This is a genomic window from Streptomyces sp. NPDC028308, assembly GCF_055565855.1.
Window position 1 is genome coordinate 356,239 of the sequence record NZ_JBVHTO010000007.1, and the last position, 13,286, is coordinate 369,524.

Consider the following 13,286-nt stretch of genomic DNA (forward strand, 5'->3'; position numbering starts at 1 on the left):
AGCCCAAAGGTGCCCGACGGGACGGTGCGCGATGGGCACCGTCCCAGCCCCGGGGAGGCAAGCTTGTGCAGCCGCACAGTGCCCGGAGGCCCGCCCGGCCCTTCAACGCCCCTGCGCGACGGGCGAGTCGGGCCGAGGACCTCCGGACACGCCGATGACGGCCGCGTGTCACACGGCCGTCATCGGTTCACCGGGGGCGGGCGGTCCCGCCGGGGTCAGGCGGAGCCGCCGGGACCGGCCGGCGCCCGCGGGGTCAGGAGGTGTGCGGGCAGTTGCCGCGGTACTCGTCGATCGTGAGGGACGGACGCGGCAGCGGGCAGAGGAACTGCTCGTAGCGGGTGTCGTTGTCGATGAACCGCTTCAGCCACGAAATGCTGTACTTCGCGATCGTCGTGTTGGAGCTGTTGGGCGTGAAGTGCGTGGCGCCGTTCAGCTCCAGGTACGCCTTGTCGAGCGAGCTGGGCAGGCTCGAGTAGAAGGGCTCGGAGTGCGTGGCCACCGGCGCGATCGTGTCCCCGTCGGCCCCGAAGATCAGGGTCGGCGTCTTGATCTCCGGCCAGGTCTTGTCGAGGTTCCAGCCGGTGAGCGGGATCGCCGCCTGGAGCGAGGGACGGTCCTTGGCCGCCTCCAGGGTGCCTCCGCCGCCCATGGAGTGGCCCATGACGCCCAGCCGGCTGCTGTCGATCCGCGAGCGGACGGTGCTGCGCGAGGTCAGGTAGTCCAGCGCGGCCAGCAGCTGGTCGCCGCGGCTGGCGGGCTGGTCCAGCGTCGTGTTGGTGTCGATGGTGAACACCACGAAGCCCTGGGAGGCGAGCCGCGGTCCGAGCCAGGCGATGGACGACTGGTAGGCGGTGTACCCGGGCGAGATGGCGATGGCGCCGAACGTGCCGTCGCTGGTCGAGGTCGGGTAGTAGATGGTGCCGCCGCCGAAGCCGGTGACGGAGAGGGACGAGACCGAGGTCTCGGAGACGGCGTACGGGCCGCGCAGGGCCTCGATGCTCGACTCGGTCGGCGCCGGACCCCGCTCGTAGGGGTTCGCGGCGGCCTCCGTCCCGGCGGCCTGTGCTCCGGTGGCCTGGCCCGCGACGAGTCCGCCGACGGCCAGGAGGGCCGCGAGACCGGACCGTACGAGGCGGGACTTGAGGCGGCCCGGCCGGGAAGGGGCCAGGGCGGGTGCGGCGGTGGGGAGTTCGCTGCTCGGCTGCTGCACGACGGTGTGCATCCTCTCGGGAGGGTCGACGGACCCGGCCGCCGGACGGCGTTCCCATGGCGTGGGGCGCCGGTGGGGGAACGCGTCCGGAACGGCGGGGTCCGTCTCGGGTGGTTGCAGCGGCAACTGTCCCGGCCCGCCCGCCCCCGCACATCGGCAGAATCACCGGTCTCACCGTCGACCCGCGTCCGGTATCCCGCCCGCCCCGGTGCCCGGCACACGCGGACGGCCCGTACCCGGCAGCCACGGAAGCTGCCCGGTACGGGCCGTCGGACGGTCGGGGCGGGAGGGGTCAGCGGACGGGGTGTCCGGCCTCCCGCAGGGTCTCCTTCACCTGGCCGATGCGCAGGTCACCGAAGTGGAAGACGGACGCGGCCAGCACCGCGTCGGCCCCCGCCGCGACGGCGGGCGGGAAGTCGCCCAGCCGCCCCGCTCCCCCGCTGGCGATCAGCGGCACGCCGACGTGCTTGCGAACGGCCTCGATCATCTCGATGTCGTAGCCGTTCTTCGTGCCGTCCGCGTCCATCGAGTTGAGCAGGATCTCGCCCGCGCCCAGCTCGGCGGCCCGGTGCGCCCACTCGACGGCGTCGATGCCGGTGCCCTTGCGGCCGCCGTGCGTGGTGACCTCGAAGGAGCCGGTCTCGGTGCGGCGCGCGTCCACCGACAGGACCAGCACCTGCCGGCCGAAGCGCTCGGCGATCTCCCTGATCAGGTCGGGGCGGGCGATGGCGGCCGTGTTCACGCCCACCTTGTCCGCGCCGGCCCGCAGCAGCTTGTCCACGTCCTCGGCGGTGCGCACACCGCCGCCGACCGTGAGCGGGATGAAGACCTGCTCGGCGGTGCGGCGCACCACGTCGTAGGTGGTCTCGCGGTTGCCCGAGGACGCGGTGATGTCCAGGAACGTCAGCTCGTCGGCGCCCTCGGCGTCGTACACCTTGGCCATCTCGACGGGGTCGCCCGCGTCGCGCAGGTTCTGGAAGTTGACGCCCTTGACGACCCGGCCGTCGTCCACGTCCAGGCAGGGGATGACACGTACGGCGAGGGTCATGGAGCGGACACTCCCCGGTACGCCTCGACCTCGACCTCGACGACCAGGCTGGGGTCGACGAACCCGGAGACGATGAGCATCGACGCGGCGGGCCGCACCGAGTCGAACAGCTCCTTGTGCGCGCGCCCCACGTCCTCCACGTCCCGGGCGTGCGTGAGGTACAGCCGGGTACGGACGACGTCCTCGCGTTCGAGACCCAGCTCCTTCAGCGCCGCGAAGGCGACGTTGAAGGCGTTCACCGTCTGCTCGTAGGGACCGCCCCCGGCGATCTCGCCGTCCACGATGGAGGTGCAGCCGGAGACCAGCACCAGGCCGTTGGGCAGCTGCACCGCGCGGGAGTACCCGAAGGTGTCCTCCCAGGGCGCGCCTGTCGTCACACGTCGTACGTCGGTCACTGGGCAACCGCCTCCAGGGCCTCTTCCAGGGTGAACGCCTTCGCGTACAGCGCCTTCCCGACGATCGAGCCTTCGACACCGAGCGGCACGAGTTCGGCGATGGCGCGCAGGTCGTCCAGGGAGGAGACCCCGCCGGAGGCCACCACGGGGCGGTCCGTCACCGCGCACACGTTGCGCAGCAGCTCCAGGTTGGGACCCTGGAGGGTGCCGTCCTTGGCGATGTCGGTGACGACGTAGCGCGCGCAGCCCTCGGAGTCGAGGCGGGCCAGCGTCTCGTAGAGGTCGCCGCCGTCGCGGGTCCAGCCGCGGCCGCGCAGGGTCGTGCCGCGTACGTCGAGGCCGACCGCGATCTTGTCGCCGTGCTCGGCGATGACCTTGGCGACCCACTCGGGGGTCTCCAGGGCGGCGGTGCCGAGGTTGACCCGGGTGCAGCCGGTGGCGAGGGCGGCGGCCAGGGTGTCGTCGTCGCGGATGCCGCCGGACAGCTCCACCTTGATGTCCATGGCGCCGGCGACCTCGGCGATCAGCGCGCGGTTGTCGCCGGTGCCGAAGGCTGCGTCCAGGTCGACCAGGTGCAGCCACTCCGCGCCCGCGTTCTGCCAGGCGAGGGCGGCCTCCAGCGGGGAGCCGTACGACGTCTCCGTCCCGGACTCGCCGTGCACCAGGCGGACGGCCTGGCCGTCGCGGACGTCGACGGCGGGGAGGAGTTCGAGCTTCGAAGGCATCAGAGGGTTCCGATCCAGTTGTTCAGCAGCTGCGCTCCGGCGTCGCCGGACTTCTCGGGGTGGAACTGGGTGGCCCACAGGGCGCCGTTCTCGACGGCGGCGACGAACGGCTTGCCGTGCGTCGACCAGGTCACCAGGGGCGCCCGCAGCGTCGGGTTCGTGATCTCCAGGGACCAGTCGTGGACGGCGTAGGAGTGCACGAAGTAGAAGCGCGCGTCGGCGTCGAGTCCCGCGAAGAGCTGGGAGCCGGCCGGGGCCTCGACGGTGTTCCAGCCCATGTGCGGCACGATGTCGGCCTGGAGCGGCTCGACCGCGCCGGGCCACTCGTCCAGGCCCTCGGTCTCCACCCCGTGCTCGATGCCGCGGGCGAAGAGGATCTGCATCCCGACGCAGATGCCCATGACCGGGCGGCCGCCCGCGAGCCGTCGGCCCACGATCCAGTCGCCGCGCGCCTCCTTCAGCCCCTGCATGCAGGAGGCGAAGGCGCCGACGCCCGGTACCAGCAGCCCGTCCGCGTTCATGGCGCGGTCGAAGTCACGCGTGATCTCGACCTCGGCCCCGGTGCGGGCGAGGGCCCGCTCGGCCGACCGCACGTTGCCGAAGCCGTAGTCGAAGACGACGACCTTCTTGGCGGCGCTCAATTCCACACCTCCAGCCGCACGACACCGGCGAGGAGGCACATCGCGGCGCCGATGGAGAGCAGCACGATCAGGCCCTTGGGCATCTGCTGCTTGACGAAGGAGTAGACACCGCCGAGCAGGAAGAGTCCGACGACGATCAGGATGCTCGACAGGCCGGTCACAGCGCGCCCTTCGTGGAGGGGAGGATGCCCGCGGCGCGCGGGTCGTGTTCGGAGGCGTACCGCAGGGCACGGGCCAGCGCCTTGAACTGGCACTCCACGATGTGGTGCGCGTTGCGCCCGTACGGCACGTGCACGTGCAGGGCGATCTGCGCCTGGGCGACGAAGGACTCCAGGATGTGCCGGGTCATCGTCGTGTCGTACTCGCCGATCATCGGCGCCATGTTCTCGGGCTCGGTGTGCACCAGGTACGGGCGGCCGGAGAGGTCGACGGTCACCTGGGCGAGCGACTCGTCCAGCGGGACCGTGCAGTTGCCGAAGCGGTAGATGCCGACCTTGTCGCCGAGGGCCTGCCGGAAGGCGGCGCCGAGCGCGAGGGCGGTGTCCTCGATGGTGTGGTGCGAGTCGATGTGCAGATCGCCCTCGGTCTTCACGGTCAGGTCGAACAGACCGTGCCGGCCGAGCTGGTCGAGCATGTGGTCGTAGAAGCCGACGCCGGTCGCCACATCGACCTTGCCGGTGCCGTCGAGGTTGATCTCGACGACGACCGACGTCTCCTTCGTCGTACGTTCCACGCGGCCTACGCGGCTCATGCGCTCTGCTCCTTCGGGGGTGTGGGGGTGTCCCCCACGAGACTCGGTAGTTCACGGACCGCGTCCAGGAACGCGTCGTTCTCGGCGGGGGTGCCCGCGGAGACCCTCAGCCGGCCCGGTACGCCGTTGTCCCGGACCAGGACACCCCGGTCGAGGATCTCCTGCCAGGCCTTGTGCGGGTCCTCGAACCGCCCGAACTGGACGAAGTTGGCGTCGGAGGCGGTGACCTCGAAGCCGAGCGCGCTCAGCTCGGTGACCAGCCGGTCCCGCTCGGCCTTGAGCTGCTCGACGTAGCCGAGCAGCGTCTCGGTGTGCTCCAGGGCGGCCAGCGCGGTCGCCTGGGTGACGGCCGACAGGTGGTAGGGCAGCCGGACGAGTTGGACGGCGTCCACGACCGCGGGGTGCGCGGCGAGGTAGCCGAGGCGCAGTCCGGCGGCGCCGAAGGCCTTGGACATCGTGCGGGAGACGACGAGATTCGGCCGATCTTCGAGGAGCGGCAGCAGCGAGGCTCCGTGGCTGAACTCGACGTACGCCTCGTCGACGATCACCATGGACGGCTTCGCCGCCTGCGCGGCCTCGTAGAGCGCGAGGACGGTCTCCGGCGGGACGGAGTTGCCGGTGGGGTTGTTCGGCGTCGTGATGAAGACGACGTCCGGCCGGTGCTCGGCGACGGCCGCCTCCGCCGCCGCGAGGTCGAGGGTGAAGTCCTCGTTGCGCGGGCCGGGGATCCAGCCCGTGCCCGTGCCGCGCGCGATGAGGGCGTGCATCGAGTACGAGGGCTCGAAGCCGATCGCGGTCCGGCCGGGGCCGCCGAAGGTCTGCAGCAGCTGCTGGATGACCTCGTTGGAGCCGTTGGCCGCCCAGACGTTCTCCGGGCCGACCGCGTACTTGCCGGTGTCCGTCAGATACCGGGCCAGCGCCGTGCGCAGCTCCACCGCGTCCCGGTCGGGGTAGCGGTTGAGGCCGCGGGCGGCCTCGCGCACCCGCTCGGCGATCCGCTCGACGAGCGGTTCGGGCAGCGGGTACGGGTTCTCGTTCGTGTTGAGCCGGACGGGCACGTCGAGCTGGGGTGCGCCGTACGGGGTCTTGCCGCGCAGTTCGTCGCGGACGGGGAGGTCGTCGATGCCGGTCACGCGCTGGGCACCTTCCAGCCGAACCGGGCCTTGACGGCGGCGCCGTGGGCGGGCAGGTCCTCGGCCTCGGCGAGCGTCACGACGTGGTGCGCGACCTCGGCGAGGGCGTCGCGCGAGTAGTCGACGATGTGGATGCCGCGCAGGAACGACTGCACGCTCAGGCCCGAGGAGTGGCAGGCGCAGCCGCCGGTGGGCAGGACGTGGTTGGAGCCGGCGCAGTAGTCGCCGAGGGAGACGGGCGCCCAGGGGCCGACGAAGATCGCGCCGGCGTTCGTGACCCGCTCGGCCACGGCGGCGGCGTCGGCGGTCTGGATCTCCAGGTGCTCGGCGCCGTACGCGTCGACCACCCGCAGGCCCTCCTCCACGCCGTCGACCAGCACGATCGCGGACTGGCGGCCCGCCAGCGCGGGGGCGATCCGGTCCTCGACGTGCTTGGTGGCGGCGACCTGCCGGGCCAGTTCCCTCTCGACCGCGTCGGCCAGCGCGACGGAGTCGGTGACGAGGACGGCGGCCGCGAGAGGGTCGTGCTCGGCCTGGCTGATCAGGTCGGAGGCGACGTGCGCCGGGTCGGCGGTGTCGTCGGCGAGGATGGCGATCTCGGTGGGTCCGGCCTCCGCGTCGATGCCGATGCGGCCGGTGAAGTAGCGCTTGGCGGCGGCGACCCAGATGTTGCCGGGGCCGGTGACCATGTTCACGGAGGGGCAGGACTCGGTGCCGTGCGCGAACATCGCGACGGCCGTGGCGCCACCGGCCGCGTACACCTCGTCGACACCGAGGAGGGCGCAGGCCGCGAGGATCGTCGGGTGCGGCAGGCCGCCGAACTCGGCCTGGGCCGGGGAGGCGAGCGCGATGGACCCGACGCCGGCCTCCTGCGCCGGGACCACGTTCATGACCACGGACGAGGGGTACACCGAGCGGCCGCCGGGCGCGTACAGCCCGACCCGGCCGACGGGGACCCACTTCTCGGTGACCGAGCCGCCGGGCACGACCTGGGTGGTGTGCGCGGTGCGGCGCTGGGCGCGGTGGACCATCCGGGCGCGCCGGACGGACTCCTCCAGGGCGGCGCGCACGGCGGGGTCGAGCTTCTCCAGGGCGTCGGTGAGGGCCTGGACGGGGACCCGGACGGACTCCAGGCGGACGCCGTCGAACTTCTCCGCGTAGTCGATCAGCGCCGCGTCGCCCCGATGATGCACGGCCTCGCAGATCGGACGCACCTTCTCCAGGGCGGCCGCAACGTCGAAGTCGGCTCGGGGCAGCAGGTCGCGCAGGGCGGAGCCCTCGGGGAGGGCGTCGCCGCGCAGATCGATTCGGGAGATCACATGGCCAATTCTCTCAGACCGCCATCGGGCACCGGACGCCCGTATCAATGGCTGATACAAGACCTGGACAGACGGCCCGGACGTGGCCTGAACCGGTGGCCGACAGTCGCCCCGGGAGATCCCCGTCACCGCTAGCGTTCCGCCCGTCACCGAACGGGCATTGAACGGGTGTACGAAACCGGCGAGTAGCTGGGGAGGAAGGAAGACACGTGACCGAGGGTGCCGGCGTCAGGAACGGGGACCTGCCGGACGAGCTGACCGCCGCCGAGGCCGGGATGTGGCAGGCCTTCCGCAACGGCAGCGTGTACGACCTGCGGAGCGGCGACACCGTCGTGGACGATCCGCACGGGGGCCACCCCTGGGGACCCGAGCGCAGCGTGCGGGCCAGGATCGTGGCGTGGCTGCTGCTGGACGGACCGCCCGCGCTGGACGGCCGCGTCTCCTCCCTGAAGCTGACGGGCGTACAGATCATGGACACCCTCGACCTGGCGGGCGGCACGATCCAGCCGTACCTGGAGCTGAAGGGGTGCCGGTTCGAGAAGGAGGTCCTGCTGCCGGAGGCCCGGTTCACCACCGTGCGGCTGGTCGACTGCTCGGTGCCGCGGCTGGAGGCGGCCCGGGTGCACACCGAGGGCGACCTCCATCTGCCGCGCTGCCGCTTCCACAACGGCGTCCGGCTCACCGACGCCCGGATCGGCACGGACCTGATGCTGAACCAGGCCGTCGTCTACCGGGACCGGCGCATGCGCTCGATCACCGGCGACGGCATGAGCGTGGGCCAGGACCTCCAGGCGGAGATGCTGGAGTCGCACGGCGAGCTGAGCCTGCGCGGCGCCCAGGTCGGCGTCTCGCTCAGCCTGCGCGGCAGCCGCCTCACCAACCCCTACGGCCGCCTCGCCCTGAACGCGCCCCAGCTGACGGTCGAACGCACGCTGTACCTGACCCCGGCGGCCGTCGGCAACCCGCTGCTGACCGGCGGCGGCACACCGGCGCGCGGCACCCGCATCCAGCGCTTCGTGTGCCAGGGCGGCGTCCGGCTGGACGACGGGCGGTTCGGCGACGCCCTGGACCTGGACCAGGCCCGGTTCGTCTTCGAGGACGACCAGGAGCTGTCCCTGCGCCGGGTCCAGACGCCGGAGCTGCGGTTCCTCGGGGAGAGACCGGAGCGGGGCAAGGTCGTGCTGTCCGGCGCGCGGGTGGTGAACCTGGTCGACAGGGCCGCCAGCTGGCCGGGCCCGGGCAGCCTGCACATGGGCGGCTTCGCCTACGAGAACCTGGTGCCGCAGGGCGCCTTCCCGCTGACCCGGCGCCTGGAGTGGGTGGCCGCGGCGACCGCCGAGTACAACCCGGAGCCCTACGAACGCCTCGCGGCCGTGCTGCGCGGCTCCGGTGAGGACGAGGACGCGCGCGAGGTGCTCCTGGAGAAGCAGCGCCGGCGCCGCGAGACGCTGCCGCTCGCGGGCAAGCTCTGGGGGTACGCCCAGGACTGGACGGTCGCCTACGGGTACCGGCCGGGCCGTGCGGCCGTGTGGATGGCGGTGCTGTGGGCGGCCGGCTCGTTCGCCTTCGCCCACGCGAGCCATCCGCCGATCAAGGGCGGCGAGCACCCCTCCTGGAACCCCTCCCTGTTCGCGCTGGACCTGCTGCTGCCCGTCATCGACCTGGGCCAGGTGGGCTACTGGCAGCTGCGGGCTGGCTGGCAGTGGCTGGCGGCGGTCGTGATCCTGCTGGGCTGGGTCCTGGCGACGACCGTGGCGGCGGGCGCGACGCGCACCCTGCGCAGGAACTGAGGCTCCCCGCCCGGGCAGGAGTTGAACATCGGTCATCTTTTGCCTGTCCTTGACCCTCGGCCAGGCAACCGGCCGAGGGTTACGAAAGCGTCACCGCATACCCCCTGGCCCTGTCCCCACCTGCGGTTTTCAATGGGGCCACCATGGCACTGCTGCGCGCGCTCCTTCGCACCGCCCGGATGGCGACGCACACGTCGCGCCTCGCGGCCGGACTCCCCACCGACGACGAGGTGCTCCTCGACGCGCCCGACGAGCGGCTGGGTCCCGCGCTCGTCGCCGCGGGCGGCGGCGAGTACGGGCCCGCGGCCAAGCTCCTGGCCACCACGCGCGACGCCGCCGAATGGGAGAGCCGCGACCGCTACGCGATCCGCCTGGCCGCCTTCGCCCGCTCGCGCGACGGCTGGCTGCGCGCCTGGCAGGCCGCCGCGCCGCACGACCCGGACGCCCTGCTCGTCCGCGCCGAACTGGCGGTCCGGCGGGGCTGGGAGTCGCCCGCCCGCGCCGAGCTGCTGCGCCAGGTCGCCCCGCTCGTCACCGCCGCCTCCGAGGCCGACCCGCGCGATCCGGTGCCCTGGCGGATCGCGCTCGACCACGCCCGCGGCACGAACGCCGGGCACACCGAGTTCGAGCAGGTGTGGGGCGAGGCCGTACGCCGCTCCCCGCACCACTACGGCTGTCATGTGGCGGCGCTCCAGTACCTCTCGGCCCCCTGGTACGGCTCCCACCGCGAGTGCTTCGACTTCGCCGAGCGGGCGGCGCAGGACGCCCTGCCCGGCTCGCTGGTGCGGGCCCTGCCCGTCCGGGCAGCCTTCGCCTACCTGACCGAGGGCGGCGGGCCCGCGGTGCCGCGCCGACGCCTCGACACGGCCGCCGACCTCGCCATCGAGGTCTCCGCCGCCTACCCGTCCGGCGACCCCTGGCCGGCCGAGGTCCGCAACCTCCTGACCTTCGTGCTGATCACGCTCGACCGCTGGCAGGACGCCCTGGACCAGCTGCGGGAGATCGGCCCGTACGCCACCTCGTTCCCCTGGGACCGGATCTCCGACGACCCGCTGGGGCAGTTCCTGGAGCTGCGGGACGGGATCCGTCTGGAGGTGGCCTCCGGGCTCCCGCTGGGCACGCGCGGACCGTCGGGCCATCCACAGGGTGGGCGGGGCGGACGCCGCGCCTCCGGCGACCATTAGGCTTTGCCGTCGTGACCACCGTCCGGCTCCCGCTCTTCCCGCTGAACTCGGTTCTGTTCCCGGGTCTCGTGCTGCCCCTGAACATTTTCGAGGAGCGCTATCGCGCCATGATGCGCGATCTCCTGAAGACCCCCGAGGACGAACCGCGCCGGTTCGCCGTCGTCGCCATCCGCGACGGCCACGAGGTCGCGCCCACCGCGCCCGGCATGCCGGATCCGACGGCCGTACTGGAGCGCGGTCCCGCCGCCGGCTTCGGGGACGAGCCGGCCGCCGCCTTCCACGAGGTGGGCTGCGTCGCGGACGCGGCGACCATCCGCGAGCGGGCCGACGGCAGCTTCGAGGTGCTGGCCACCGGCACCACCCGGGTCCGGGTGCTGTCCGTGGACGCGTCCGGCGCCTACCTCACGGCCGAGCTGGAGGAACTGGAGGAGGACCCCGGGGACGAGGCCGGGGCGCTCGCCGAGGGCGTCCTGCGGGCCTTCCGCCAGTACCAGAAGCGGCTGGCCGGCGCCCGGGAGCGCTCGCTGGCGACCGGCGCGGACCTGCCGGACGAGCCGTCCGTCGTGTCGTACCTCGTCGCGGCGGCCATGATGCACGACATCCCGGTGAAGCAGCGGCTGCTCCAGGCACCGGACACCGCCTCGCGCCTGCGCGACGAGCTGAGACTCCTGCGCGCGGAGACGGCGATCATCCGTAATCTGCCGTCGTTGCCGGCGTCGGAGCTGACGCGCGGCCCGACGAGTCTGAACTGACATCTCCCCCGACACGTCTCCCGGATCCGAGAAGGCGATGGCGAAGAAGCAGAAGAAGCAGCAGTCGGGCGGCACCCCGGCGACGGTGGCCCTGACCGCCGCGGGCGTCCCGTACACGGTGCACGCCTACGAACACGACCCCGCCCACCCCTCGTACGGCGAGGAGGCCGCCGAGGCCATGGGCGTCTCCCCCGACCGGGTCTTCAAGACGCTGGTGGCGGACGTCGACGGCGCCCTCGTGGTCGCCGTCGTCCCCGTCGCGGGCTCCCTCGACCTGAAGGCCCTGGCCACGGCGGTGGGCGGCAAGCGGGCGGCGATGGCGGACCCGGCGGCCGCCGAGCGCACGACGGGGTACGTACGCGGCGGCATCTCCCCGCTGGGCCAGCGCAAGAAGCTCCGCACGGTCCTGGACGCCTCCGCCGGCCGGCACGCCACGATCTGCGTCTCGGCGGGCCGCCGCGGCCTGGAGGTCGAACTCGCGCCCGCCGACCTCGCGACCCTCACCGGAGCGGTCTCGGCCCCCGTCGCCCGCGCCTGACCCCTCGACGCGGGCCCGTTCCTCGGTTAAGTACGAGGAACATGTCGAAACGAACCCGCAAGCGGAAATGGCGCACGCGCAAGGGCCGCCCGAACCACGGCAGGCGCCCGGCATAAGGTCGCTGGGCACGTCGGCCCGTCCGGCGTCCGAGGACGAGCGCGCAGGGTCCGGGGCGCGGCCCCCGGGAACGGGACGGGAAGGGGCCGAGGGGGCGAAACGCCCTCACCTCGGCCCCGCATCGGCGCCCGCCGGCCCCCTACGACCCCGCCGGAGGCGTGGCCGTCCCGTACGGCGAGGGGTACGGCTCCGGATCCCGGGGCCCGAACAACGCGGTGAGCCCCAGATGCATTACCAGCCCCGCCAGGGACCACGCCAGCAGCGCCCCCTTGGCGTTCAGCTTCAGCGGCGCGGAGAAGGTGACCCCCTTGCCCACGGCCTGGGCGTGGGCGATCACGTTCTGGGTGGGCCCGAGCCACACCCCGATCCGCCAGGCCAGCAGCGACCCGAGCAGCCCGCCCACGGCGAGCCCGACCACGAGCGGCACGCCCCCGCGCCGCCGCATCAGGAACACGCCCAGCGCGCTGACCGCGCCGAACGCGACCGCGAGGAGGGTAAACGTTCCGTCGACACCGATCGCCTGCTCGCCCTCGGTGTCCTTGAAGTAGACGACCCACTTCTTGTCGACGAGGCCGCCGACGAGCGGGACGTGCGGGGCCAGCCACCACCACAGCAGACCGAGCAGCACCCCGGCGAGCGCCACCGCGACGGTGACCGCGGCGGCCTCCAGCACTTCGGTCTTCATCCCGGGGCCGTCCTGCTCGTACGCGGACGTCCCGGCGGCGGGGGGCGCCTGCCAGGCATCGTGCGGGGGACCCTGGTGCGGCGGCGGAGGCGGAGTCAGCGGTGCGGTCACCCTGACATCGTGCCAGGCCCCGCCGTCGGCCGCGTCACCGGACGGCCGCCCGGCGGTAGGCCCAGGTCGCGACGGCCAGCGAGGCGACGCCGACCCCGGCGCACACCGCGAGGTCGCCCAGGACGAAGGCCCAGTCGGGGTGGGCGTCGAAGGTCCGCGCGAAGGCCTCGACGCCGTACGTCGACGGCAGCAGGTCGCGGGCGTACTGGACCACCGTCGGCAGCCGCTCCGGCGGGAGCACCCCGAGCAGCAGCGCCGCCGACATCCCCAGCTGGCCGAGGAGCGTGGCGAGTTCGGGCCGGGGCGCGAGCAGCCCGAGTGCGGCGCCGAGCCCGGCGAGGGCGGCACCGGCGAGCGGGATCACCGCGACGAGCACCCACAGGTGGGTCATCGGCAGCCCGAAGAGGACACAGCCGAAGAGGGCGGTGGCGAAGGTCCCGGGGACGGTGAAGGAGGCGTACGCGCCCGCCGCGCCGAGCACCACCGCAGCGGGCGGCACCGGGAGCGTGGCGTAGTGGTCGAGTCCGCCGCCGGCGCGGAGCTGCCCGAAGTACTGGGCGAGCAGGTTCAGGGCGACGAAGGCGACGACCAGGACCGAGGCCCCGGCCACCACGGACCGTGCCTCGCCGCCGCCGTCCACCACGCCGCGCATCAGGATCATGATGCCGACGGACTGGAAGGTGGCGACGAACAGCAGCGGGATGCGCGCGACCCGGGCCCGGGAGAGCTGCGCCCGGTACACGGCGGCCAGCGACGGCCACAGGCGGGCCCGCGGCCCCAGCTCCGCGGCGTCGCCGGCGTCCTCGGCCAGGGGCGGCGCGCTGCCCGGCAGGACGCCGGCGGGTACGACACTCACGTCGAGCTGCTCCTCTTCGCTCCGGCAGCCG

The 13,286-nt window shown here is 73.1% G+C and carries 15 protein-coding genes; 4 read left to right on the forward strand and 11 right to left on the reverse strand.

Annotated elements, in window-relative coordinates; translation table 11 throughout:
• Window positions 1–253: 253 nt before the first annotated feature.
• The 9 genes from bdeA to hisD form a co-directional block, all read right to left on the reverse strand.
• Window positions 254–1,222, reverse strand: coding sequence for a bis(hydroxyethyl) terephthalate hydrolase (gene bdeA / locus ACZ4VA_RS18390; protein ID WP_389390620.1), 969 nt, complete (start codon window positions 1,220–1,222; stop codon window positions 254–256).
• A 280-nt stretch (window positions 1,223–1,502) separates the two neighbouring features.
• Window positions 1,503–2,258, reverse strand: a complete 756-nt coding sequence (gene hisF / locus ACZ4VA_RS18395) for an imidazole glycerol phosphate synthase subunit HisF (protein ID WP_355783618.1) — start codon at window positions 2,256–2,258, stop codon at window positions 1,503–1,505.
• Complete coding sequence (locus ACZ4VA_RS18400) at window positions 2,255–2,653, reverse strand: RidA family protein (protein ID WP_355783621.1); 399 nt, start codon at window positions 2,651–2,653, stop codon at window positions 2,255–2,257. The genes hisF and ACZ4VA_RS18400 overlap by 4 nt, the downstream gene beginning before the upstream one ends.
• Complete coding sequence (gene priA, locus ACZ4VA_RS18405; RefSeq protein ID WP_355783624.1) at window positions 2,650–3,378, reverse strand: bifunctional 1-(5-phosphoribosyl)-5-((5-phosphoribosylamino)methylideneamino)imidazole-4-carboxamide isomerase/phosphoribosylanthranilate isomerase PriA; 729 nt, start codon at window positions 3,376–3,378, stop codon at window positions 2,650–2,652. The genes ACZ4VA_RS18400 and priA overlap by 4 nt, the downstream gene beginning before the upstream one ends.
• The gene (gene hisH, locus ACZ4VA_RS18410) at window positions 3,378–4,025 is read right to left on the reverse strand and encodes an imidazole glycerol phosphate synthase subunit HisH (protein ID WP_355783626.1); all 648 of its coding nucleotides are present in this window, start codon (window positions 4,023–4,025) and stop codon (window positions 3,378–3,380) included. Before hisH ends, priA begins: the two co-directional genes overlap by 1 nt.
• Complete coding sequence (locus ACZ4VA_RS18415; RefSeq protein WP_355783629.1) at window positions 4,016–4,180, reverse strand: hypothetical protein; 165 nt, start codon at window positions 4,178–4,180, stop codon at window positions 4,016–4,018. The genes hisH and ACZ4VA_RS18415 overlap by 10 nt, the downstream gene beginning before the upstream one ends.
• Window positions 4,177–4,770 (reverse strand): imidazoleglycerol-phosphate dehydratase HisB, encoded by a 594-nt coding sequence (hisB, locus tag ACZ4VA_RS18420; protein ID WP_355783631.1) that lies wholly within the window; start codon window positions 4,768–4,770, stop codon window positions 4,177–4,179. The genes ACZ4VA_RS18415 and hisB overlap by 4 nt, the downstream gene beginning before the upstream one ends.
• Window positions 4,767–5,903: a histidinol-phosphate transaminase gene (locus ACZ4VA_RS18425; RefSeq protein ID WP_355783634.1), complete on the reverse strand. Its 1,137-nt coding sequence runs from the start codon at window positions 5,901–5,903 to the stop codon at window positions 4,767–4,769. The genes hisB and ACZ4VA_RS18425 overlap by 4 nt, the downstream gene beginning before the upstream one ends.
• A complete protein-coding gene (gene hisD / locus ACZ4VA_RS18430; RefSeq protein WP_355783637.1) occupies window positions 5,900–7,222 on the reverse strand; it encodes a histidinol dehydrogenase in 1,323 nt (440 codons plus the stop codon). The genes ACZ4VA_RS18425 and hisD overlap by 4 nt, the downstream gene beginning before the upstream one ends.
• Before the next feature lie 209 nt (window positions 7,223–7,431).
• Between hisD and ACZ4VA_RS18435 the strand changes: the two genes are divergently transcribed.
• The 4 genes from ACZ4VA_RS18435 (at window position 7,432) to ybaK (ending at window position 11,486) form a co-directional block, all read left to right on the forward strand.
• Window positions 7,432–9,012, forward strand: a complete 1,581-nt coding sequence (locus ACZ4VA_RS18435; protein WP_468082032.1) for an oxidoreductase — start codon at window positions 7,432–7,434, stop codon at window positions 9,010–9,012.
• Between the two features lie 143 nt (window positions 9,013–9,155).
• Window positions 9,156–10,196, forward strand: a complete 1,041-nt coding sequence (locus tag ACZ4VA_RS18440; RefSeq protein WP_468082034.1) for a hypothetical protein — start codon at window positions 9,156–9,158, stop codon at window positions 10,194–10,196.
• An 11-nt stretch (window positions 10,197–10,207) separates the two neighbouring features.
• Entirely contained in the window at window positions 10,208–10,948 is a 741-nt protein-coding gene (locus ACZ4VA_RS18445) for an LON peptidase substrate-binding domain-containing protein (RefSeq protein WP_356170264.1), read from the forward strand.
• Between the two features lie 37 nt (window positions 10,949–10,985).
• Window positions 10,986–11,486 carry a Cys-tRNA(Pro) deacylase gene (gene ybaK, locus ACZ4VA_RS18450; RefSeq protein WP_355788818.1) on the forward strand — a complete coding sequence of 167 codons (501 nt, stop codon included), beginning with the start codon at window positions 10,986–10,988 and terminating at the stop codon, window positions 11,484–11,486.
• Between the two features lie 256 nt (window positions 11,487–11,742).
• Here the strand turns inward: ybaK and ACZ4VA_RS18455 are convergent, their stop codons facing one another.
• Both ACZ4VA_RS18455 and ACZ4VA_RS18460 read right to left on the reverse strand, forming a co-directional pair.
• On the reverse strand, window positions 11,743–12,399 hold the full coding sequence (locus tag ACZ4VA_RS18455; protein WP_356238894.1) for an AAA family ATPase: 657 nt from the start codon (window positions 12,397–12,399) through the stop codon (window positions 11,743–11,745).
• A gap of 34 nt (window positions 12,400–12,433) precedes the next feature.
• On the reverse strand, window positions 12,434–13,255 hold the full coding sequence (locus ACZ4VA_RS18460) for an ABC transporter permease (protein WP_355793894.1): 822 nt from the start codon (window positions 13,253–13,255) through the stop codon (window positions 12,434–12,436).
• Window positions 13,256–13,286 lie beyond the last annotated feature (31 nt).

Coding starts and splice junctions, on each gene's coding strand:
- bdeA (WP_389390620.1), bottom strand. CDS start 1,222: ATGCACACCGTCGTGCAGCAGCCGAGCAGCGAACTCCCCACCGCCGCA.
- hisF (WP_355783618.1), bottom strand. CDS start 2,258: ATGACCCTCGCCGTACGTGTCATCCCCTGCCTGGACGTGGACGACGGC.
- priA (WP_355783624.1), bottom strand. CDS start 3,378: ATGCCTTCGAAGCTCGAACTCCTCCCCGCCGTCGACGTCCGCGACGGC.
- hisB (WP_355783631.1), bottom strand. CDS start 4,770: ATGAGCCGCGTAGGCCGCGTGGAACGTACGACGAAGGAGACGTCGGTC.
- ACZ4VA_RS18440 (WP_468082034.1), top strand. CDS start 9,156: ATGGCACTGCTGCGCGCGCTCCTTCGCACCGCCCGGATGGCGACGCAC.
- ybaK (WP_355788818.1), top strand. CDS start 10,986: ATGGCGAAGAAGCAGAAGAAGCAGCAGTCGGGCGGCACCCCGGCGACG.